Source organism: Citrobacter sp. 506 (assembly GCF_050434985.1).
Lineage (GTDB): Bacteria > Pseudomonadota > Gammaproteobacteria > Enterobacterales > Enterobacteriaceae > Citrobacter > Citrobacter braakii.
Window position 1 is genome coordinate 1361261 of sequence record NZ_JBNDJN010000001.1, and the last position, 21561, is coordinate 1382821.

Sequence of the window (21561 nt, forward strand, 5' to 3'; positions counted from 1 at the left end):
CTTTATTTTTGCCTCGTTGTAACATTGCCCTGCCCAAAAATTCCAATAACTCACCTGCTAAGCGTGCAATGAATAAAACCCGTCAAAAAGAGCTGACCCGCTGGTTAAAACAGCAAAGTGTAATTTCCCAACGATGGCTGAACATTTCACGCCTGTTGGGGTTCGTGAGTGGTCTGTTAATCGTCGCTCAGGCCTGGCTCATGGCCCGCATTCTGGACCATATGATCATGGCCAATATTCCCCGAGAGGCGCTACTGCTTCCGTTCATCGTGTTGGTATTGATTTTCATCCTGCGGGCATGGGTCGTCTGGTTACGCGAACGGGTCGGGTTTCACGCAGGGCAACATATTCGCTTCGAAATTCGCCGCCAGGTGCTTGACCGTCTGCAACAGGCTGGTCCGGCCTGGATACAGGGCAAACCGGCCGGGAGCTGGGCCACGCTGATCCTGGAGCAGATTGACGATATGCATGATTACTATGCACGTTATCTGCCGCAAATGGCGCTGGCCGTATGCGTCCCATTATTGATTGTGGCGGCGGTATTCCCGTCAAACTGGGTAGCCGCCCTTATTCTGCTCGGAACAGCCCCGCTGATCCCGTTATTTATGGCAATGGTCGGAATGGGCGCTGCCGATGCTAACCGCCGCAATTTTCAGGCTCTTGCCCGCCTCAGCGGTCATTTCCTCGATCGTCTGCGGGGCATGGAAACACTAAGAATATTTGGTCGCGGTGAAGCCGAAACGGAAAGCATCCGCGCTGCGTCGCAAGATTTCCGCCAGCGCACCATGGAAGTCCTGCGCCTGGCGTTCCTGTCATCCGGTGTCCTTGAGTTCTTTACCTCTCTGTCTATTGCGCTGGTGGCGGTTTACTTCGGTTTTTCCTACCTCGGAGAGCTCGATTTCGGCCACTACGGGACGGGCGTCACGCTGGCAGCAGGCTTCCTCGCGCTCATTCTGGCGCCGGAGTTTTTCCAGCCCCTGCGCGATCTGGGCACGTTTTATCACGCCAAAGCGCAAGCCGTTGGTGCAGCTGATAGTCTGAAAACTTTCATGGAAACCCCGCTGGCTCATCCAGAACGTGGCGACATTGAGCTGGCGACGAAAGACGCCGTTTCAATTGAGGCACACGAACTGATTATCACTTCGCCGGAAGGTAAAGTGCTGGCCGGCCCGCTCAACTTTACCCTGGCAGCCGGTCAACGCGCAGTGCTGGTTGGACGCAGCGGTTCCGGTAAAAGTTCGCTGCTTAATGTCCTGTCCGGTTTCCTCTCTTATCGGGGATCGCTGCGAATTAACGGCTTTGAACTTCGCGACCTGTCACCTGATTCCTGGCGTAAACAACTGTCATGGGTCGGGCAAAATCCGCAGCTTCCTGCCGCCACGTTACGCGAAAACGTTCTGCTGGCGCGCCCCGATGCCAGCGAAGAACAGCTACAAGCCGCACTCGACAGCGCCTGGGTCAGCGAGTTTTTACCGCTGCTGCCGCAGGGCGTGGATACGCCAGTCGGCGATCAGGCGGCCCGACTTTCCGTCGGGCAAGCGCAGCGCGTTGCCGTTGCTCGCGCCTTACTCAATCCCTGTCAGTTACTGCTGCTGGACGAACCCGCCGCCAGCCTTGATGCGCACAGCGAACAACGCGTGATGCAGGCGTTGAACGCGGCATCTCGCCGCCAGACCACGCTGATGGTAACGCACCAGTTGGAAGATCTTGCCGACTGGGACGCTATCTGGGTGATGCAGGACGGACAGATCGTTGAACAAGGTACCTGGACCGAACTTAGCTCAGCCAACGGGGCTTTTGCGACATTACTGGCTCATCGTCAGGAGGACATCTAAATGCGCGCTTTGCTACCTTATCTGACGCTGTATAAACGTCACAAATGGATGTTAACGCTGGGGATCGTTCTGGCGATCGTCACGCTGCTGGCAAGTATTGGTTTGCTGACGCTTTCAGGGTGGTTCCTGTCGGCTTCTGCGGTGGTTGGCGTCACCGGAATTTACAGCTTTAACTATATGCTCCCTGCCGCAGGCGTACGCGGCGCAGCGATCACCCGCACCGCGGGGCGTTATTTCGAACGACTGGTCAGCCATGACGCAACGTTCCGTGTGCTGCAGCATTTGCGTATTTATACCTTCAGCAAACTACTGCCGCTCTCTCCTGCGGGCCTGTCCCGTTATGGACAGGGTGAATTACTTAACCGCGTGGTGGCTGATGTCGACACGCTCGATCATCTGTACTTGCGCGTGATCTCCCCGCTGGTAGGGGCTTTTGTCGTCATCATGGTGGTCACGCTGGGGCTAAGCGTTCTCGATTTCACGCTGGCTATCACCCTCGGCGGTATTATGCTGCTAACCTTATTTATTCTGCCCCCACTCTTTTATCAGGCAGGCAAAAGCACCGGACAAAGTCTGACGCATCTGCGTGGGCAATATCGTCAGCAGTTAACCTCCTGGCTACAGGGCCAGGCTGAATTGACCATTTTTGGCGCCAGTGAACGCTACCGCGCTCAAATGGAAGCCACCGAGCTGCAGTGGCACGAAGCCCAGAGACGCCAGTCTGAATTAACGGCGTTGTCGCAGGCAGTCATGCTGTTAGTCGGCGCGCTGGCAGTGATTATGATGCTATGGATGGCCTCAGGCGGCGTGGGCGGTAACACCCAGCCAGGCGCACTGATCGCGCTGTTTGTCTTCTGTGCACTAGCCGCGTTCGAAGCGTTAGCGCCTGTCACCGGCGCGTTTCAGCATCTCGGCCAGGTTATTGCCTCTGCGCTGCGCATCACCGAACTGACCGAACAGCAGCCAGAAGTGACCTTCCCGGATGCGGGTTCCTCGGTTTCAGAGCAGGTAACCCTTACGCTACGCGATGTGTCATTCAGCTATCCAGGACAGGCGCAAAAGGCGCTCGATACACTTTCCCTGCAGGCCAACCCCGGTGAACACATTGCGATTCTCGGTCGCACCGGCTGTGGTAAGTCAACGTTATTGCAATTGCTAACCCGCGCATGGGATCCGCAGAGTGGCGAGATCCTGATTAACGAACAGCCGATTGCGACCCTTAGTGAAGCCACGCTGCGCCAGAGTATCAGCGTCGTGCCACAGCGCGTGCATCTGTTCAGCGCTACGCTTCGCGATAACCTGTTGCTGGCGGCACCGCACGCCGGCGATGACGCATTAGCCGCGATGTTGTGCCGCGTCGGTCTGGACAAACTGCTTGAGGATGATGGACTCAACGCATGGCTGGGCGAAGGCGGTCGTCAGCTTTCTGGCGGCGAGCTCCGTCGTCTGGCTATCGCCCGCGCCTTATTGCACGATGCTCCGCTGATGCTACTGGATGAACCTACCGAAGGGTTGGATGCCACAACGGAAAGTCAAATGCTTGAATTAATTAGCGATGTCATGCGCAACAAAACCGTATTAATGGTTACACATCGTCTGCGTGGGCTGTCACGTTTTGATCAAATAATAGTAATGGACAACGGACAAATTATTGAGCAAGGTAATCACGCAGATCTGTTAGCCAGGCAGGGGCGTTATTACCAGTTTAAGCAACGTCTGTAAGCTATTATTGAACGATCAAACTCGCGTAGTGGAGTTTCGCTGTCATGCGCCTGGTGCAACTGTCCCGCCATTCCATAGCCTTCCCGTCACCGGAAGGCGCTTTACGCGAGCCTAACGGTTTGTTGGCGCTTGGCGGCGATCTCAGCCCTGCCCGCCTGCTGATGGCTTATCAGCGCGGTATTTTCCCATGGTTTTCACCTGGCGACCCCATCCTTTGGTGGTCGCCCGATCCGCGCGCCATTCTTTGGCCCGAGAAATTTCACCTCAGCCGTAGCATGAAACGCTTTCATAAAAATTCGCCTTATCGCGTGACGCTCAATTACGCGTTTGGTCAGGTGATTGAAGGCTGCGCGAATGACCGGGAAGAGGGCACCTGGATAACGCATGATGTGGTGGATGCTTACCATCGGCTGCACGAACTGGGGCATGCCCACTCAATTGAGGTGTGGCGACAAAATGAATTAGTGGGCGGTATGTATGGCGTGGCGCAAGGTACGCTGTTTTGTGGCGAATCGATGTTCAGCCGTCAGGAAAATGCGTCGAAAACCGCACTGCTTGTTTTTTGCGCTGAATTTATCCGTCAGGGCGGAAAATTAATCGACTGCCAGGTATTAAATAGCCACACAGCCTCGCTGGGCGCCGTCGAAACACCGCGTCGGGAGTACCTTGAGCACCTGAGCAGACTGCGCCAGCAGCGGCTACCGAGCCATTTCTGGATTCCCAGGATGTTATTTTCACCTCAGGAGTGAATGTTTTCGGCACATTTTTTGTCGGGGTGTTATAATTGTCGCGCAGAGTTGGTTTAGCCCATTACCCCGCCGCCGTTAAGGAACAGTTCGCGTCAGGCAACGCCTATCGTTTATCTCCTCGTTCCCTTACACGTTGCGCTTTAAGTGCGGCTTTGCCGTGTGTGGATAGAGTAATGCGCCAAACCCGATTTGCTGTGTTTTAAACGCACAAATCTTTACTTATTAAAAGAACTTCGGCATTATCTTGCCGGTTCAAATTACGGTAGTGATACCCCAGAGGATTAGATGGCCAAAGAAGACAATATTGAAATGCAGGGTACCGTTCTCGATACGTTACCTAATACCATGTTCCGCGTAGAGTTAGAAAACGGTCACGTGGTTACTGCACACATCTCCGGTAAAATGCGTAAAAACTATATCCGCATCCTGACGGGCGACAAAGTGACTGTTGAGCTGACCCCGTACGACCTGAGCAAAGGCCGCATTGTCTTCCGTAGTCGCTGATTGTTTTTAACGCCCGAATGGCGTCCAGATAATAAAAGGTCGGTTTAACCGGCCTTTTTTGTGGGCTGAAGCCTGGTATTTAATCCTCAATCATCCGCGCATATTCTTCCGTTAAGAAATCCACTAATGCGCGCACTGACGGTAATAATCCCCTGCGTGATGGAAAGACTGCGTGAATAATTTCTCGCTTAGGTTCCCAACCGTCGAGCAACGCCACCAACTCACCCGCAGCTAATTGATCTTTTACCATCAACTGTGGAAGTTGAACAACACCTACGCCGGCGACTGCGGCTTCGCGTAACGCCAGCATATCGGTGGTGATCATACGCGGCGTGAAATGCACCTCCGCCCGCGCGCCCTGCGGGCCGAATAACTCCCAACGATGCACATGTTTACCAGAGGCCAGACTCAAACCTGGCCAACGGGTCAGCTCTGCCGGAGAGTGTAGCGCCCCCATCTGCTCAATTAACTGCGGGCTGGCATACAAGCGATGTCCTCTGTCCGCCAGGACGCGCATCACCAGGTCGCTATCCTCAAATGGCCGAGGTCTGACGCGAATCGCCACATCTAGGCCTTCTCCAACGACGTCAACACGACGGTTCGTGGCCTCCAGTTGTACTGATACGTCAGGATAACGTGCCATAAAACGGGCAAGCATTGGCCCGATATGCACATGCAGCAACGTAACAGGACAAGTCAGCTTCACAACGCCACGCGGTTCGACCTGTAACGCGGCAATGGCATCCTGCGCCGCCTGCGCCTCCACCAGCATCGCCTTACAGTGTTCATAAAAGGTTTGCCCGACTTCAGTCACGTTAAATTGCCGGGTGGTTCGCTGAATCAGTCGTACCCCCAGTCTCTCTTCGAGTTGCGCTATTCGTCGGCTCAGTTTTGATTTTGGTTCATCAAGCGCCCGACCCGCCGCCGCGAATCCCCCTTCCTCTACAACATGCACAAACCATGCAAAATCATTGAGATCCGGCCTTGTCATTTCATTGTCCTATTTTTGAGACAGTGAGAGCTATTTTAGCTACTACTCAGCTCGCTGTCATGAATATAAGCTTATTCACATCAAAACAACGCCACTGAGGAGACACATATGAAACAAGTAACAGGCGTCTACACCGCACCTCGCCCACACTGGGTTGGCGATGGATTTCCGGTTCGCTCGATGTTCTCTTACCAGTCTCATGCTGAGCAATTAAGCCCGTTCCTGCTGCTTGATTACGCGGGTCCGCATACGTTCACGCCGGGTAACGAAAAACGCGGCGTAGGTGAACACCCTCACCGCGGTTTTGAGACGGTGACTATCGTTTACAGCGGCGAAGTTGAACACCGTGATTCAACCGGTCGCGGCGGCATTATCGGCCCTGGCGATGTGCAGTGGATGACCGCTGGTGCAGGAATATTACACGAAGAGTTCCACTCCCCGGAATTTACCCGTCAGGGCGGTGAACTGGAAATGGTGCAACTGTGGGTCAATCTGCCGGCAAAAGACAAAATGGCCGTACCGGGTTATCAGGGCATCAGCAGCGATGTTATTCCCACCGTCGCCTTGCCCGATGATGCAGGCAGCGTTCGCGTGATCGCGGGCAGCTATCAGGATACGAAAGGCCCGGCACACACCTTTTCACCGCTGAACGTCTGGGATATGCGCCTGCAACGTAATCATCCGCTGACGTTGTCCCAGTCTGAAGGGTGGAGCACCGCTCTGGTGGTATTAAAAGGGAATATCACCGTAAACGGCACCACGCCTGCCGGCGAAGCACAACTGGTAGTGCTAAGCCAGCAGGGGAAAACGCTACACATTGAAGCCACCAGCGACGCCAGCGTGCTGCTGCTGTCTGGCGAACCATTGAACGAGCCGATTGTAGGTTACGGTCCGTTTGTGATGAATACGAAACAAGAAATCGCTGAAGCCGTCCGCGATTTTAACGCCGGCCGCTTTGGCCAAATCTGAATCGAAGGAGAAGAATATGTCCAGTCCTGCAAACTTTAATGGTTCACGTCCGGTCATCGATGTGAATGATTCCGTCATGCTGCTTATCGATCATCAGAGTGGGCTGTTCCAGACCGTCGGCGATATGCCAATGCCGGAACTGCGTGCGCGTGCCGCCGCGCTGGCTAAAATCGCAACCCTGGCGAAGATGCCGGTAATTACCACGGCATCGGTACCGCAGGGGCCTAACGGCCCGTTGATCCCAGAGATCCATGCCAATGCGCCACATGCCCAATATGTAGCACGTAAAGGCGAAATCAACGCCTGGGATAACGAAGACTTCGTGAAAGCGGTCAAAGCTACGGGTCGTAAGACGCTGATTATCGCCGGTACGATCACCAGCGTGTGCATGGCTTTCCCGGCCATCAGCGCGGTTGCGGAGGGCTACAAGGTCTTCGCAGTGATCGACGCCTCCGGTACTTACAGCAAAATGGCGCAGGAAATCACCCTGGCACGTGTTGTTCAGGCTGGCGTGATACCGATGGATACCGCCGCCGTCGCTTCTGAAATTCAGGGAACATGGAACCGTGAAGACGCCGCTGAATGGGCGGAAGTGTATACCAAAATCTTCCCGGCTTATCAGTTGCTGATCGAGAGCTATAGCAAGGCCCAGGAAGTCGTGACCAACGGCGAAAAACTGGACTCGCAGCACTAATCATATTCTCCGCGCCTGTCCGGGCGGAGGAATATGTACATTGCGTAACCAAACGAGAGTTAACACGTAAATTCTGCTTGACCGTTTTAGCGCAACTCCCTATAGTAGCGCCCCGTTGCCCCCCAAGCGGTCAGGCAGCAATACAATATGGTGAGGTGTCCGAGTGGCTGAAGGAGCACGCCTGGAAAGTGTGTATACGGCAACGTATCGGGGGTTCGAATCCCCCCCTCACCGCCATATTCGAGAAAGAGCTCGTACGTAAGTACGGGCTTTTTTTTCGCATGTTGCACGCCTGCGGGGGGATGAGAAGCCCCGACCGGGGTTCGACCACTGGCGCAGCCAGTTGGACAGACTGAGAGCGCAGCGAACAGGCTGCCCGAAGGGCGAGCGAAGCGAGTCAATCCCCCCCCTCACCGCCATATTTGAGAAAGAGCTCGTACGTAAGTACGGGCTTTTTTTTCGCATGTTGCACGCCTGCGGGGGGATGAGAAGCCCCGACCGGGGGTCGACACAAAATTGCCGGGAGCAATTTTGAACAGTGCAGGCGCTGGCCCCGTAGGGGCGAGGCCCAGGGATGGGCCGAGTAGCGGCGCAGCCAGTTGGACAGACTGAGAGCGCAGCGAACAAGCTGCCCGAAGGGCGAGCGAAGCGAGTCAATCCCCCCCTCACCGCCATATTCGAGAAAGAGCTCGTACGTAAGTACGGGCTTTTTTTTCGCATGTTGCATTTGCCTGATAAGCGTAGCGCCATCAGGCATGTCGGTTATTGTCGGCTGAGCAGTGTTAACACTTCGTAATGCGCGGTATGTGGGAACATATCAAAAAGTTGGACGCGTTCAATGCGATATCCAGGCAACTCGCGGATATCCTTTGCCATGGTTTGTGCATTACAGCTGGAGTAAACGATAAAACGCGGCGCCATGCGGGACAGAAAATCGCACAGCGGCTTCCCAATCCCCCGACGAGGCGGATTCACCAGTACCAGGTCCGGCACTTCTCCCTGCGCGGTAGCAAACTGGGTTGAATCCAGCGCCTGAAAATGCAGATTCTGCAACCCAAGCTCCTGCGCCGACTGTTTCGCACAGGTAATGGCCTCTGGCGCAATTTCAATACCCGTCAGTTTCATCTGCGGCGTGGCGCAGTGCAAACCAAAACCCCCTACGCCGCAAAACAGATCCCACATGTGATTAACCGGAAGCTGTCGCACCCAATCGCGCGCCGTGGCATATAAATGCCCAGCCACCACGGGGTTGGTCTGGAAGAAGCTCTGTGGGCGTATCCACAATGGCACATCGTTAAAGCGTTCAGCCAGCGCCTGTTGTTCCGTCAGGAAGATTTCGCTCTCCCCTTCCATAATCGCCATATGCACAGGTTGAATATTGGCGGTGATCACTTTTAACTGCGGAAGCTGGGCCTGTAACCATGGCAGCGCCGTACGCAGTTGTGCCAGTTTCGCATCGGAGCGCAGAACAAAACGCAGCATCATACCGCCATCAAACCGGCTTTCCGTTAACAGCAGATATTTCAGCTCCCCGCGTTTGCGCGCCACGTTATAGGGCGTCAACCCCGCACGGGCGATAAACGGTTTTAGTGCGGCAAACACCGGCGCAAAAGACTCAGGATAGAGCGGACACTCGCACAAATCCTCCGGCGTACCGTCACGATGCAGCATCCCCAGCAGCGGTTTTTCCACGCTGCCGCTGACCACCATTTTGGCTTTATTACGAAAAGCGTTCTCCGGGCCGCTGACCGGCGCGCACCATTCTCCGACCGGATAATCGGCCAGCAGATTCTGCAGATCGGCTGTTTTGGCGAAGAGTTGATCGGCGACAGGCTGCGTTATCCACTGACAAGAGCGGCAGCGTTCGGCGTCATAAAGTGCGCACTGCATACAAAAACCTACAAATTAACAGGGGGCGAAGATTATACACGTTATTGCAAGCGGAAGAACCGCCTGCTGGACGCAGGAACAAACAGCAGTAGCAACACCAGCATATCCGGTAATTTTTGCATCACCAGCGTATGCAGGATTTCACGTCTGGACTCTCCCGCAATACTGAACAGTTCCGGATATCCATAGCCCAATGAGGCCGCCCACAGATAGAAGCTGGCGATAATCTGGGTCAGTAGATAGACCCAGCGTGCCCAGTTCCGACCTTTAACCAGCGAAAATGCGCAGTAAATTTCGATAAACAGCAGCACCAGGCTACCCAGAAACACCAGCGTCAAATTCCAGGTCTGGACGCTGCGATGAATAAACTCGCTGGTTCCGCGAAACCCGAGCGTATTAAAAATCATCAACAGATCGAGACAGCGGATCATGATAATAGCCAGCGCCGCCACCTGCACTAAAGTAGGGACGTTTAAACGGGCATGTGATGTGGATGATTTCTTAAAAAATCCCAACGCGTCGTCTTCCATGAAAACGGCGCAGCCACCGCAGCTGCGCCGTATAGACAGGTTGGCAGATTTTAGTTTTTTCAGCCGCGTCTTGCACGTTGGATATCGCGAATCCGTTGTTTTTCTGTTCGCGCCATCAGATACCACGCGATAAATCCGATAATTCCTACTACGCCAAGTATCAACGTCGCCAGCGCGTTGATCTCCGGATTGACCCCCATACGTACGCTGGAGAACACCAGCATGGGTAACGTTGTGGCGCCAGGACCAGAGACAAAACTGGCAATGACCAGGTCATCGAGCGACAGCGTAAAGGCCAGTAACCACCCAGAGATCACCGCCGGCATAATCATCGGCAGCGTGATGACGAAAAAAACCTTCAGCGGCGTGGCACCAAGATCCATCGCCGCTTCCTCAATGGAGTGATCCAGTTCGCGTAAACGCGAGGAAATCACTACCGCCACGTACGCTGTACAGAATGTGACGTGCGCCAGCCAGATGGTCAACATACCGCGATCCGCTGGCCAGCCGATGGCGTGCGCCAAAGCCACAAACAGCAGCAGCAGCGACAAACCGGTAATGACATCCGGCATCACCAGCGGTGCGGTGATCATAAAGGCGAAACCATTTGATCCACGAAAACGACCAAAGCGCACCATCACCACGGCGGCGATGGTACCGAGAATTGCCGCCATCGTCGCAGCGCAGGCGGCAATCGTTAAGCTCATGCCGACGGCGCTTATCATCGCGCTATCGTGGAAAAGCTCACCATACCAACGCGTTGACCACCCCGCCCAGACCGTCACCAGCTTGGAGCTGTTAAACGAATAGATAACCAACATCAGCATCGGCGCGTACAGGAAGGTAAAACCCAGTACCAGGATAAAAATACGCCACGGCGAGCGAACGACCGGTAAGTTATTCATCCGTGTTCCCCCACGCTTTTTTGCTGATATTTATGGAACCACATGATCGGCACAATCAGTAACAGCAGCATAATAATGGCGACGGCAGAAGCCACCGGCCAGTCTCGGTTATTGAAAAACTCCTGCCAAAGCACGCGCCCAATCATGATGCTGTCCGGGCCGCCCAGCAGTTCCGGGATCACAAACTCTCCAACCGCCGGGATAAACACCAGCATTGACCCGGCGATAATCCCGCCCTTGGTCAACGGCACGATCACGCTAAAGAAGGTTTTCAATGGTCGGGCGCCTAAATCCAGTGCCGCTTCCACCAGCGAGTAATCAATACGCGTCAGCGCGGTATAAATCGGCAGCACCATAAAGGGCAAATAGGCGTAAACAATACCGATATAGACCGCCAGATTGGTGTGCAGAATCGTCAACGGTTGGTCGATAACGCCCAGCCACATCAAAACGTTGTTCAGGACACCGTTATTTTTCAGGATCCCCATCCAGGCGTATACGCGAATCAAAAATGACGTCCAGGACGGCAGGATCACCAGCAGCAACAGAATATTGCGTGTCGAGGGTTTGCTGTGCGCGACCGCCCATGCCAGCGGATATCCCAACAGCAGGCAACAGACAGTCGAAATCCCCGCTACCTGCAAAGATTGCAGATACGCATCAAAATAGAGCGGATCGTCCGTCAGTTGCAGGAAATTGCCTAAATTGAGGGTGATGGATAACTGATCGTCAGCCCATGAAATGAGGTCGGTATACGGCGGAATAGCCCGCGCCATTTCAGCCAAACTGATTTTGAAGACGATCAGAAACGGCAGCAGAAACAGGAGCATCAGCCACACATACGGCAGCGCGATGACCAGCTTGCGCCCGTGCTTCATTTGCAGCCGCGACATAAACAGCGTGAAACGCCCCACGTTATCCACGCGCGCCGGAGGTTCAAGTGTACTCATCTTCGCTCCTTAAACCGTCAACACCACACAGCTGTCCGCATCCCAACATAAACGGACTTCGTCACCCCAGGTTGGTAATCCCTTGCGATAACGATGTTCATTTTGTAACTGAGCGCTCAGCATCTGGCCACTTTTCAAGCGTACGTGGTACACCGACAAATCACCCAGATAGGCAATGTGCACCACTTCGCCTACCGCGAAGTTATATCCCTCTGGCGGAGGGGCTTCGCAGAGCATGATTTTTTCCGGGCGCAGCGCAACATACACCGGGACGTTATCGACAACGGAAGCGTCTGCGTCCACTTTCAGCGGATGTACCAGTCCTGGAGACTCAATAACCAGACCATCTTCCTGACGTTCTTTCAGCAGTCCTTCAAAGACGTTAACCGAACCGATAAATTCTGCACTGTAACGCGTAGTCGGATGCTCGTAGATCTCTTCAGGCTCGCCGATCTGGACAAATTTGCCACGGTTCATGATCGCAATGCGGCCCGCCATCGTCATGGCTTCTTCCTGATCGTGCGTCACCATCACGCAGGTCACGCCGACACGTTCAAGGATATCCACCACTTCCAGTTGCATGCGGTCACGGAGCTTTTTATCCAGCGCCCCCATCGGTTCATCCAACAGCAGCAGCTTCGGGCGTTTCGCCAGGCTACGCGCCAACGCCACGCGCTGACGCTGACCGCCAGAAAGCTGATGCGGCTTACGTTTGGCGAACTCCTGCATATGCACGAGGCCCAGCATCTCACTCACCCGGCTGGCGATTTCAGCCTTTGGCAGCTTGTCCTGCTTGAGACCAAAGGCAATGTTCTGCTCTACCGTCATGTGCGGAAACAAGGCATAGGACTGAAACATCATATTAATCGGACGCAGATAAGGCGGGACATGCGCTAAATCGACGCCATCAAGCATAATTTGCCCGGTTGTTGGCTGTTCAAATCCCGCCAGCATCCGCAACAGGGTCGATTTACCGCAGCCGGACGCCCCGAGCAGAGCAAATATTTCGCCTTTATAGATAGTAAGATTGACGTCATCAACGGCGTGCTGACCGTCAAAGGACTTGGTCAGGTTGCGAATTTCAAGCAGCGGGGTCAGCGCCTTGCGGATTTTCGCTTGTGGGCGTGGGGTTGCATCATTCAATTAGGCGCTCTCCGGCATAAAACAAAGAAACGGTGCAAATAACGCACCACGGTGGTGCGTATTGCCGGGTTATATGTGTCCGGGATCAACACTGCCCGGCAGGCGTAAATCCTGCCGGGTCACGTCCCGTACATCGGGTTATTTCCCGCTTTTTACCTTCGTCCAGGCGCGAGTACGTACACGGTCGATCTTCGGATCCTGTACTTTCAGCGTGAACAGCTTGGCGCGAACATCGGCAGGCGGGTAAATGCCCGGGTTGTCGCGAACGTCCTGGCTGACCAGTGCTGTCGCTTCTTTGTTGGCATTGGCATAGAACACGTGGTCAGAAATATGCGCAATTACATCAGGGCGCAGCAGGTAGTTGAGGAACTGATAGGCTTCGTCTTTGTTTTTCGCATCGGCTGGCATCGCGAACACATCAAAGAAGGCCATCGCACCTTCCTTAGGAATTGAGAAGGAAATATTGACGCCATTTTTCGCTTCTTTCGCCCGGTTTGCCGCCTGCCATACATCCCCGGCCCAGCCAATCGCCACGCAGGTATCACCGTTTGCCAGGTCGTTAATGTACTGCGAGGAGTGGAAGTAGCGAATATTTGGGCGCAGTTTCAACAGCAGATCGGTTGCTGGTCCGGTGTAATCATCCGCTTTGGTACTGTTTGGATCTTTACCCAAATAATTCAGCACGGTGGCAAACACTTCTTCGGGCGCGTCGAGGAAAGAGACGCCGCAGCTTTTGAGTTTTTCCAGATTTTCTGGCTTGAGGATCAGATCCCAGCTATTAACCGGCGCATCCGGCCCCAGTACCGCTTTCACTTTATCCACGTTATAGCCAATACCGGTTGTTGCCCACATATACGGCATCGCAAACTTGTTGTCCGGATCGTGTTTACCCACCAGCTTCAGCAGCTCAGGATCGAGGTTTTTCCATCCAGGCAATTTGCTCTTATCCAGCGGCTGGAAGACGCCCGCGGTCAGTTGACGCTCAAGGAAACTGGCGGATGGAACGACAAGGTCAAAGCCGGTACTGCCAGCCATGAGCTTACCTTCCAGCACTTCATTGGAATCAAATACGTCATAAATAACTTTAATTCCGGTCTCTTTTTCAAAATTAGCTACCGTATCCGGGGCAATATAATCAGACCAGTTATAAATATGCAGCGTTTTTTGTTCAGCAGCGAGCGTGCCAGCAGAGATGGCCATCAGAGCACCCGCAACCAGGCCTGGTAACCATCGTTTATTTAAGGCGGTCATAATCTCTTTCCTTCTGAAGGTTCGTTAACAAACGAACAAAAATGTCACACTCTAATGATATGCAAGAAACGTGCATATTCTTTCAAGCGGCACCCATGAAAAGAGAGGCCTCTCCTCACGCCGCTATTGCGCGCTGGTATCCCCCCATGCATTCAATATGCATTGTGGCCACAGGTCAGGCCACAAGGGGCTGTTTGAATGATGACGTTGATCAGCTTCGCAAGAATAACTTTAGCCAGGATTTGTGGATATAGCCCAGATTAAAAAACGTCTTTTATCAATTTTTTATGCATGAATTGTCTATGACATACAGCGGAAGGCGCTGAATGGAAGTGAATAATTCTTTAATGAACGGTTAAATGCAGAATAAAAACAGGCAATACGCAACCGCTTTGGCAGCGGCTGCGCAATATATGTCCAGATTCAGGAAGAATTAATGGAGGAAATGAACTTCGGCGTTGCTGTTTTGCGCATCTTCTTCAGCGTTAAATAACAGCTGATGCGCACCGGCCTCAAGGATCACCATCGATATTTGCTCTTCACTCTGGCGAACAAAATATTCGAACTGCTCAAACGTCACGCCCGGGATAACGGATAAAGACTGGCAGACCACCAGCTTTGGCAGATTATCATCCTGCATATCCAGAAAGGCTTTCACCGTCAGTGAACTGGCGTTAATCGCAGACAGATCGGCGGCCAGCGGCAGTAGTGCAGAAGGTCTGACTTCTGCCATCGCCGAAAACAGAATGACGTTATCGACCAAATCAACTTTTGCATCAAAGATGCCGTCAAAATTCTGCATGTGCGGCAAATGCAGCGCCTGACAGGTATCGCATTCAAAAAAACTCATGCCCAGGTCGTCGAGCCATTGACGCAACGTATCCAGAGTGGGAACGACCAGTGATGTCATAATAATGTGCGACCTCTATTGATGAAAAAAATACCGGCACAGCTTACGCAAAAAGAGCGTGTCATACTACGATCGCAATCGATATTGTGCTTAGCCGCCGATTTTAAGGCAAAATTCAGGCGTAGCGTGACGCTCAATCCACTGGATCATCTTGCCGGCAATGTCTATTCCGGTAGTTTTCTCCACCCCTTCCAGGCCAGGAGAAGCGTTGACCTCCATGACCAGCGGCCCACGTTCAGCACGCAGAATATCAACGCCAGCAACGTCCAGACCCATTGTCTGAGCGGCTTTGAGCGCAATTTCCCTTTCGCGCGGCGTGATATTCGCAATAGTGGCAACCCCACCGCGATGGAGATTAGAACGAAAATCACCTTCTTTGGCCCGGCGCTCAATGGCGGCCACCACCTCGTCACCGACCACGAAACAGCGAATATCTCGCCCTTTCGCTTCTTTGATATATTCCTGAACCAGAATATGGGCATTCAACCCACGAAAGGCATCCACCACGCTTTCTGCGGCCTGCCGCGTTTCCGCCAGTACCACGCCGATCCCCTGCGTACCTTCAACCAGTTTCACCACCAGCGGCGCGCCGCCAACCATGTCAATCATGTCGCTGGTATCGTCCGGAGAGTGAGCAATCCCGGTGATGGGTAAATCGATTCCCTGACGCGCCAGCAACTGCAGCGAACGCAGCTTATCGCGCGCACGCGTAATTGCTACCGACTCATTCAGCGGATAGCTACCCAGCATCTCAAACTGGCGCAACGCCGCAGTACCGTAAAAGGTAATCGCTGAACCAATCCTTGGGATCACTGCATCGAAATGAGGAAGCTGGCGGCCCTTATAATGAATTGAGGACGCCGCCGGGCTGATGTTCATATAGCAAGAAAGGGGATCGATAATTTCAACCAGGTGACCACGCTGCATCGCCGCTTCACGCAGGCGCTTACAAGAATAGAGCGTTCCGTCCCGGGACAAAATGGCAATTTTCACCCTGCACCTCTCTGAATGACCTGGTAAAAGCTGGCGTATCATACACTGCGTTAAAATCTTTAGCGCGTAGCCCATCCCTGTTTATGCAAATATTCCAGGATAAAGGGACGACTTTCTTTAATGATGGTGCGGCGAATATGGTCGCTCCAGGTGTCACGGCGCGTATTGCTCCCGCGGGTCAGATAGTACTGCGCGAGCTGCTCATCATATTGCGATAAAACGTCTTTGTTGAGTGGCTGATACTGATTTTCGTGCACCACAAGTGACGCTGGCAGTCGCGGCTTGATATCCGGGTTATCAGCAGGCCAGCCGAGGCACAGCCCAAACAGCGGCAGAACATGTTGCGGAAGCTTCAGCAGTTCAGTGACCGGCTCAATGTTATTTCGCAGACCGCCAATAAACACGCCGCCAAGCCCCAAAGACTCTGCCGCCGTCAGCGCATTTTGCGCCATCATCGCGGTATCAACAACGCCCAGTAGCAGCTGTTCCGCCAGCCCGAGTTGCGCGTCAGGGCAAATCTGCAAATGGCGATTAAAGTCAGCGCAAAACACCCAGAACTCGGCGGCCTGCGCCACATGTTTTTGTCCGCCGGATAAAGTAGCCAGTGATTCGCGCAGTGCGTTATCCGTTATGCGAACGATGGTTGTGCATTGTAAAAAACTGGAGCTTGAGGTCCCCTGAGCGGCGGCAATAATCGCCTCCCGCTGCGCATCCGAAATGGCATCATCGGTGAAATGGCGAATGGAACGGTGGCTACGAAGTAAATCAATGGTTGGCGTCATCTCTTTTTTCTCTGTCTGAACGTGAAGAATCACCGGGGGTTCGTGACATCAGCTGCGGCGCAACCAGTTGAGCAATACGCCACGTTAATACCACTGCGGCGGGAAGCATCAGCAGCACCCCCAGAAATATCATCACCACGCAGGCTAACGGACTGCCAAGCGGTGCGGGTAAAGTGAGGTAATCGTTAAGCGATAGCAGCGCCAGCGATAACAAAACCATCCCGATTATTTCCAGCATCAATACGCTTTTGGGTAATGCACCAATTGTGCGCATAAGCGGCCTCCCGGCGAAATGGCTATCATTATAAAACGTTCCGGCTTGTCGTGTTTAACAGTTATAGCTTGAGGATATCAAAGCAACAGGCTGAACCTGCTTTTCATCCGTCACAAATCGCGGCATCATAACAAGTATTGCCATCCGGCCTGATAAGTTCGAGGAGAGAGAGATGTTTGCCGTTATTTTTGGTCGCCCAGGGTGCCCGTATTGCGTGCGCGCAAAAGAATTAGCAGAAAAATTAAGCAATGAGCATGACGATTTTAACTTCCGCTACATTGATATCCATGCCGAAGGTATTACGAAAGCCGATCTGGAAAAGACGGTAGGTAAGCCAGTTGAAACCGTTCCGCAGATTTTTGTTGATCAAAAACACATCGGCGGCTGCACGGATTTTGAAGCGTGGGCAAAAGAGAACATGAATCTGTTCGCCTGATCGCCGTTTCTACGCCCTCCGCTGGAGGGCGTCTTCAGTTCTTTTTCCGTCGATGATGCTGATTGAACAAGTTGCTGATAAACAAAAAACACAATGCGCCAAGCGCGCACCAAAACACCGCACTAAACAACCACGCCAGCTCTTGCCACAATGAACGCGTCGGCATAAAAACGAACCGCATCAGTAACAGACAGCACGGCGCCGCCAACATGGCACCAAGAAGGGGTTTGAGCACCTCCCGACGATGGGAGAAAAAGCTTGCTGCAGCACCAGGCAGGATAAAAAACAACAATCCGACCTCAGGATGCCCTGCCGCTCTGAATGCCCCTTTCACGTTCAGCGTTAATGAAAGACACACCACAATAAAGAGCACAAAGCAGCAGACCGCACCCGCCCAACTTTGCTTATGTTTCAATTGTTCCTCCTGACACATTCTCTATCGAACACTCTTTTCGCCCGCAGGCGTCCAGTCAGATAAAGTAACCAGGCATTCCATGCCAAAAACACACTCACACGATTCTTATAGCCGTTGATACGTAATGAGATTAAACTAACCGTATATATTGTTATGCTGCATTATTCGGGGCTGTGTACGAAGCTGCCGCCCCTTAATTTCTGGCAAAAACATTAGCGTAAATTGCCATTTCTTTCAATAGCTTACTAGTAAACAAGAAGTTAGTCTCCGTGAATATAAACGTCGCAGATTTGTTAAATGGGAATTACATCCTGTTATTATTTGTGGTCCTGGCACTGGGCCTGTGTCTGGGTAAATTACGTCTGGGTTCAGTCCAACTCGGTAATTCCATTGGCGTTTTAGTGGTGTCCCTATTATTAGGTCAACAGCACTTTAGTATTAACACCGATGCATTAAATCTCGGCTTTATGCTGTTTATTTTTTGTGTCGGCGTCGAAGCCGGTCCCAACTTTTTTTCGATTTTTTTTCGCGATGGGAAAAATTATCTAATGCTTGCTCTGGTGATGGTCGGCAGCGCCATGCTGATCGCCCTGGGGCTGGGTAAGCTATTTGGCTGGGACATCGGCCTGACGGCAGGTATGCTGGCCGGCTCGATGACCTCAACGCCGGTGCTGGTCGGCGCGGGTGACACCTTGCGCCATTCCGGAATGTCGGGGACATCGCTTTCAACCGCCCTCGATAACCTGAGCCTCGGTTATGCGCTCACCTATTTGATTGGTTTGGTCAGTCTGATAGTTGGCGCGCGCTACCTGCCGAAACTTCAGCATCAGGATCTGCAAACCAGCGCCCAACAAATCGCACGTGAACGAGGTCTGGACACTGATGCCAACCGTAAGGTTTATCTGCCGGTAATTCGTGCCTATCGCGTTGGCCCGGAACTGGTGGCATGGGCCGATGGCAAAAATCTGCGCGAGCTGGGTATCTATCGCCAGACCGGTTGTTACATTGAACGCATCCGTCGCAACGGCATTCTGGCCAATCCGGATGGCGACGCGGTACTGCAAATGGGCGATGAGATAGCCCTCGTGGGTTATCCAGATGCGCATGCCCGCCTCGATCCCAGCTTCCGTAATGGTAAAGAGGTGTTCGATCGCGATCTCCTCGATATGCGCATCGTTACTGAGGAGATTGTGGTGAAAAATCACAATGCCGTTGGCCGCCGTCTGGCCCAGTTGAAGCTGACCGATCACGGCTGTTTCCTCAACCGCGTGATCCGTAGCCAGATTGAAATGCCTATCGATGATAACGTCGTGCTTAATAAAGGCGACGTGCTGCAGGTCAGTGGGGATGCTCGCCGCGTCAAAACCATTGCCGATCGTATCGGCTTCATTTCCATTCACAGTCAGGTGACCGATCTGCTGGCCTTCTGCGCCTTCTTTATCATCGGTCTGATGATCGGGATGATCACCTTCCAGTTCAGTAATTTCAGCTTCGGCATCGGGAATGCGGCTGGACTGCTGTTCGCTGGGATCATGCTGGGCTTCCTGCGTGCCAACCATCCAACGTTTGGCTATATCCCACAGGGGGCGCTGAACATGGTCAAAGAGTTTGGCCTGATGGTATTTATGGCAGGCGTCGGTTTAAGCGCGGGCAGCGGCATTGGCAATGGCCTTGGCGCCGTGGGTGGTCAAATGCTGATTGCCGGCCTGGTTGTCAGCCTGGTGCCGGTTGTCATCTGTTTCTTATTCGGTGCTTACGTATTGCGCATGAACCGCGCCCTGCTTTTTGGCGCCATGATGGGCGCGCGTACCTGCGCTCCGGCAATGGAAATCATCAGCGATACGGCACGCAGCAACATCCCCGCATTAGGCTATGCCGGGACCTACGCAATTGCCAACGTACTGCTGACATTAGCGGGGACACTCATCGTCATTGTCTGGCCTGGGCTTGGTTAGCGCTGAAATTTACTCTTAAACGAAAATTTTTTGCAGGTAAGCAGAACTTTTCTTCAAGACGTCAGTCATAACTATTGCCACTGCTTTTCTTTGATGTCCCCAATTTGTGGAGCCCATCAACCCCGCCGTTTTGGTTCAAGGTTGATGGGTTTTTTGTTGCCTGAATTTTGCGTTCGCTGACTCCCTCCCCCGAAACTCTCTCACATTTGCAGCATGCTGGTTATGACACATACTTTTAGTCAGAGCCAAATGGTAATGGGGGGTGTTATGTTACTCGCAGGCAAAGTCGCGGTAATCTTCGGAGGCAGCGGCGCTATAGGCAGTGCAGTTGCGCATGCTATGGCGCGTGAAGGCGCCCATGTGTATCTGGGCGCGCGTAGTCAGGAAAAGCTGGATTGGGCGGCCAGTAGCATTCGAACCGCGGGCGGTGCCGTCGAAACCTTTGTCACCGATGTACTCGACGAATACGGCACCTCAAAACAAGTTACTCAGCTTGCGCAGCAAACCGGTGGAATAGATGTGGCGGTTAACGCAACCGGCTTTATGCATGAACAGGGCAAACGCATCGAGGCGTTATCCCTTTCTGAGTTTATGAGCGGTATCACCCCTTTCCTCTCGGCGCAGTTCAATATCGCAAAAGCCGTAACACCACACATGGGCGGCAATCGTGCGGGCGTCATTCTCACCGTTGTTGCGCCCGCGGCCCCGATGGCGATGCCTGGCCATCTGGGACACATCGTCGGCTGTGCGGGAACAGAGGCCTTTATTAAAGCGCTTGCCAGCGAACTGGGGCCGGCGAATGTTCGGGTCGTCGGCGTGCGCTCGCATGCGATTGTGGATGCCGTTCAGGCCGGTTCCTATACCGGGGAGATTTTTACCGCTAAAGCGCAGTCAATGGGTATAACCGTCGCACAATGGTTAGCTGGTGCGGCGCAAAGTACCATGCTTGGGCGCCTGCCTACGCTTGCACAAATCGCTGAGGTAATGACCTTTCTGGCTTCAGACCATGCCGGAGCAATCACCGCAACGGTGGTGAATATTACCGGCGGCGCTACGCACAGCTGACCGTCGCGGGCAACCCCGCAATACGCTCCACCATCAGCAAGATATCTTCTCGCCGCAGCGGTTTTTTGTCCGTGACAAAATGCAGCGTCATCCCTTCAATAAACGCATCCAGCGCCCGCGCCGTAACCGGAGCAAACCACTGCTCCAGCGTTTGTTGGCTGCGTAACATCCAGTTTTGCATCACCGTTTTTAGTGCCGGTTTACGGCTGGCGAAGGCATACAGCTGATACATGAGTTCCATGTTATCGGGTGTCGTGACCTGGGAGCTGTAAATCATATCGGTAATCGCATGGCAAGCCTGCGACGCATCCGCAACGTCGGCAAAAAAAGCCTGATACTGCAGCATCATCCTGTCAGTAAAACGGTCAAATGCCTCCATTAAAAGCTCATCAATTCCCGAAAAGTAATAGGTCATAGAACCCAAGGGCACCTGAGCAATTGTCGCAATCTTCCGATGTGTAACCGCATGAATACCATGGACTATTACCGCATCCAGAGTCGCCTGAACTATTTTTTCCCGCCGCTGCGGATCGTTCGCACGTCGCACTGCATTACCTCTTCTTGCATTTGTGTACAAATGTACACAACCTTGCTAAGG

At 53.3% G+C, this 21561-nt stretch carries 22 protein-coding genes, 1 tRNA gene and 1 other RNA gene; 11 read left to right on the forward strand and 13 right to left on the reverse strand.

Going from position 1 to position 21561, the window contains the following annotated elements; translation table 11 throughout:
- Positions 1-68 precede the first annotated feature (68 nt).
- The 4 genes from cydD (at position 69) to infA (ending at position 4810) form a co-directional block, all read left to right on the forward strand.
- The gene (cydD, locus tag ABIE10_RS06765) at positions 69-1835 is read left to right on the forward strand and encodes a heme ABC transporter permease/ATP-binding protein CydD (protein WP_103766088.1); all 1767 of its coding nucleotides are present in this window, start codon (positions 69-71) and stop codon (positions 1833-1835) included.
- On the forward strand, positions 1836-3557 hold the full coding sequence (gene cydC / locus ABIE10_RS06770; RefSeq protein WP_019076386.1) for a heme ABC transporter ATP-binding protein/permease CydC: 1722 nt from the start codon (positions 1836-1838) through the stop codon (positions 3555-3557).
- Between the two features lie 44 nt (positions 3558-3601).
- Positions 3602-4306, forward strand: a complete 705-nt coding sequence (gene aat / locus ABIE10_RS06775) for a leucyl/phenylalanyl-tRNA--protein transferase (protein WP_046274664.1) — start codon at positions 3602-3604, stop codon at positions 4304-4306.
- Between the two features lie 285 nt (positions 4307-4591).
- The gene (gene infA, locus ABIE10_RS06780) at positions 4592-4810 is read left to right on the forward strand and encodes a translation initiation factor IF-1 (protein WP_002211347.1); all 219 of its coding nucleotides are present in this window, start codon (positions 4592-4594) and stop codon (positions 4808-4810) included.
- A gap of 79 nt (positions 4811-4889) precedes the next feature.
- Here infA and ABIE10_RS06785 read toward each other — a convergent pair whose 3' ends face one another.
- Complete coding sequence (locus ABIE10_RS06785) at positions 4890-5801, reverse strand: LysR family transcriptional regulator (RefSeq protein ID WP_016152423.1); 912 nt, start codon at positions 5799-5801, stop codon at positions 4890-4892.
- Positions 5802-5909: 108 nt separating this feature from the next.
- On the opposite strand from ABIE10_RS06785, the gene ABIE10_RS06790 reads away from it, so the two are divergent.
- From ABIE10_RS06790 to ABIE10_RS06805, 4 genes are all read left to right on the forward strand, one after another.
- Positions 5910-6770, forward strand: coding sequence for a pirin family protein (locus ABIE10_RS06790; RefSeq protein WP_141875031.1), 861 nt, complete (start codon positions 5910-5912; stop codon positions 6768-6770).
- A 16-nt stretch (positions 6771-6786) separates the two neighbouring features.
- On the forward strand, positions 6787-7464 hold the full coding sequence (locus ABIE10_RS06795; RefSeq protein ID WP_429155115.1) for an isochorismatase family protein: 678 nt from the start codon (positions 6787-6789) through the stop codon (positions 7462-7464).
- 149 nt (positions 7465-7613) lie between these two features.
- A tRNA-Ser gene (locus tag ABIE10_RS06800) sits at positions 7614-7701 on the forward strand.
- 44 nt (positions 7702-7745) lie between these two features.
- A non-coding RNA gene (locus ABIE10_RS06805) (RtT sRNA) lies at positions 7746-7883 on the forward strand.
- A 343-nt stretch (positions 7884-8226) separates the two neighbouring features.
- Here ABIE10_RS06805 and rlmC read toward each other — a convergent pair.
- The 10 genes from rlmC to ABIE10_RS06855 form a co-directional block, all read right to left on the reverse strand.
- The gene (gene rlmC / locus ABIE10_RS06810) at positions 8227-9354 is read right to left on the reverse strand and encodes a 23S rRNA (uracil(747)-C(5))-methyltransferase RlmC (RefSeq protein WP_429155117.1); all 1128 of its coding nucleotides are present in this window, start codon (positions 9352-9354) and stop codon (positions 8227-8229) included.
- Positions 9355-9395: 41 nt separating this feature from the next.
- Positions 9396-9884, reverse strand: a complete 489-nt coding sequence (locus ABIE10_RS06815; protein WP_047501197.1) for a YbjO family protein — start codon at positions 9882-9884, stop codon at positions 9396-9398.
- A gap of 59 nt (positions 9885-9943) precedes the next feature.
- Entirely contained in the window at positions 9944-10789 is an 846-nt protein-coding gene (gene potI, locus ABIE10_RS06820; protein WP_016152417.1) for a putrescine ABC transporter permease PotI, read from the reverse strand.
- On the reverse strand, positions 10786-11739 hold the full coding sequence (potH, locus tag ABIE10_RS06825) for a putrescine ABC transporter permease PotH (RefSeq protein ID WP_016152416.1): 954 nt from the start codon (positions 11737-11739) through the stop codon (positions 10786-10788). The genes potI and potH overlap by 4 nt, the downstream gene beginning before the upstream one ends.
- Before the next feature lie 9 nt (positions 11740-11748).
- Complete coding sequence (gene potG / locus ABIE10_RS06830; RefSeq protein ID WP_016152415.1) at positions 11749-12882, reverse strand: putrescine ABC transporter ATP-binding subunit PotG; 1134 nt, start codon at positions 12880-12882, stop codon at positions 11749-11751.
- Positions 12883-13020: 138 nt separating this feature from the next.
- Positions 13021-14133 (reverse strand): spermidine/putrescine ABC transporter substrate-binding protein PotF, encoded by a 1113-nt coding sequence (gene potF / locus ABIE10_RS06835; protein WP_016152414.1) that lies wholly within the window; start codon positions 14131-14133, stop codon positions 13021-13023.
- A gap of 433 nt (positions 14134-14566) precedes the next feature.
- A complete protein-coding gene (locus tag ABIE10_RS06840) occupies positions 14567-15043 on the reverse strand; it encodes a YbjN domain-containing protein (protein ID WP_016152413.1) in 477 nt (158 codons plus the stop codon).
- Positions 15044-15133: 90 nt separating this feature from the next.
- The gene (gene rimK / locus ABIE10_RS06845; RefSeq protein ID WP_016152412.1) at positions 15134-16036 is read right to left on the reverse strand and encodes a 30S ribosomal protein S6--L-glutamate ligase; all 903 of its coding nucleotides are present in this window, start codon (positions 16034-16036) and stop codon (positions 15134-15136) included.
- A 59-nt stretch (positions 16037-16095) separates the two neighbouring features.
- A complete protein-coding gene (gene nfsA, locus ABIE10_RS06850) occupies positions 16096-16818 on the reverse strand; it encodes a nitroreductase NfsA (RefSeq protein WP_016156098.1) in 723 nt (240 codons plus the stop codon).
- Complete coding sequence (locus tag ABIE10_RS06855) at positions 16802-17092, reverse strand: YbjC family protein (protein ID WP_016152409.1); 291 nt, start codon at positions 17090-17092, stop codon at positions 16802-16804. The genes nfsA and ABIE10_RS06855 overlap by 17 nt, the downstream gene beginning before the upstream one ends.
- 172 nt (positions 17093-17264) lie before the next feature.
- Here ABIE10_RS06855 and ABIE10_RS06860 point away from each other — a divergent pair, with 172 nt between their 5' ends.
- Complete coding sequence (locus ABIE10_RS06860) at positions 17265-17528, forward strand: GrxA family glutaredoxin (protein ID WP_016152408.1); 264 nt, start codon at positions 17265-17267, stop codon at positions 17526-17528.
- Between the two features lie 34 nt (positions 17529-17562).
- Here ABIE10_RS06860 and ABIE10_RS06865 read toward each other — a convergent pair whose 3' ends face one another.
- A complete protein-coding gene (locus ABIE10_RS06865; protein ID WP_016152407.1) occupies positions 17563-17943 on the reverse strand; it encodes an inner membrane protein YbjM in 381 nt (126 codons plus the stop codon).
- Positions 17944-18212: 269 nt separating this feature from the next.
- On the opposite strand from ABIE10_RS06865, the gene ABIE10_RS06870 reads away from it, so the two are divergent.
- Positions 18213-19898 (forward strand): aspartate:alanine antiporter, encoded by a 1686-nt coding sequence (locus tag ABIE10_RS06870; protein ID WP_016152406.1) that lies wholly within the window; start codon positions 18213-18215, stop codon positions 19896-19898.
- A gap of 267 nt (positions 19899-20165) precedes the next feature.
- Complete coding sequence (locus ABIE10_RS06875; RefSeq protein WP_429155122.1) at positions 20166-20963, forward strand: SDR family NAD(P)-dependent oxidoreductase; 798 nt, start codon at positions 20166-20168, stop codon at positions 20961-20963.
- Here the strand turns inward: ABIE10_RS06875 and ABIE10_RS06880 are convergent.
- Entirely contained in the window at positions 20950-21510 is a 561-nt protein-coding gene (locus tag ABIE10_RS06880) for a TetR/AcrR family transcriptional regulator (RefSeq protein ID WP_425135602.1), read from the reverse strand. The two genes, ABIE10_RS06875 and ABIE10_RS06880, sit on opposite strands and share 14 nt — an antisense overlap.
- Positions 21511-21561: the final 51 nt, after the last annotated feature.

Coding starts and splice junctions, on each gene's coding strand:
- cydD (WP_103766088.1), top strand. CDS start 69: ATGAATAAAACCCGTCAAAAAGAGCTGACCCGCTGGTTAAAACAGCAA.
- cydC (WP_019076386.1), top strand. CDS start 1,836: ATGCGCGCTTTGCTACCTTATCTGACGCTGTATAAACGTCACAAATGG.
- aat (WP_046274664.1), top strand. CDS start 3,602: ATGCGCCTGGTGCAACTGTCCCGCCATTCCATAGCCTTCCCGTCACCG.
- infA (WP_002211347.1), top strand. CDS start 4,592: ATGGCCAAAGAAGACAATATTGAAATGCAGGGTACCGTTCTCGATACG.
- ABIE10_RS06785 (WP_016152423.1), bottom strand. CDS start 5,801: ATGACAAGGCCGGATCTCAATGATTTTGCATGGTTTGTGCATGTTGTA.
- ABIE10_RS06790 (WP_141875031.1), top strand. CDS start 5,910: ATGAAACAAGTAACAGGCGTCTACACCGCACCTCGCCCACACTGGGTT.
- ABIE10_RS06795 (WP_429155115.1), top strand. CDS start 6,787: ATGTCCAGTCCTGCAAACTTTAATGGTTCACGTCCGGTCATCGATGTG.
- rlmC (WP_429155117.1), bottom strand. CDS start 9,354: ATGCAGTGCGCACTTTATGACGCCGAACGCTGCCGCTCTTGTCAGTGG.
- ABIE10_RS06815 (WP_047501197.1), bottom strand. CDS start 9,884: ATGGAAGACGACGCGTTGGGATTTTTTAAGAAATCATCCACATCACAT.
- potI (WP_016152417.1), bottom strand. CDS start 10,789: ATGAATAACTTACCGGTCGTTCGCTCGCCGTGGCGTATTTTTATCCTG.
- potH (WP_016152416.1), bottom strand. CDS start 11,739: ATGAGTACACTTGAACCTCCGGCGCGCGTGGATAACGTGGGGCGTTTC.
- potF (WP_016152414.1), bottom strand. CDS start 14,133: ATGACCGCCTTAAATAAACGATGGTTACCAGGCCTGGTTGCGGGTGCT.
- ABIE10_RS06840 (WP_016152413.1), bottom strand. CDS start 15,043: ATGACATCACTGGTCGTTCCCACTCTGGATACGTTGCGTCAATGGCTC.
- nfsA (WP_016156098.1), bottom strand. CDS start 16,818: ATGACGCCAACCATTGATTTACTTCGTAGCCACCGTTCCATTCGCCAT.
- ABIE10_RS06855 (WP_016152409.1), bottom strand. CDS start 17,092: ATGCGCACAATTGGTGCATTACCCAAAAGCGTATTGATGCTGGAAATA.
- ABIE10_RS06860 (WP_016152408.1), top strand. CDS start 17,265: ATGTTTGCCGTTATTTTTGGTCGCCCAGGGTGCCCGTATTGCGTGCGC.
- ABIE10_RS06875 (WP_429155122.1), top strand. CDS start 20,166: ATGTTACTCGCAGGCAAAGTCGCGGTAATCTTCGGAGGCAGCGGCGCT.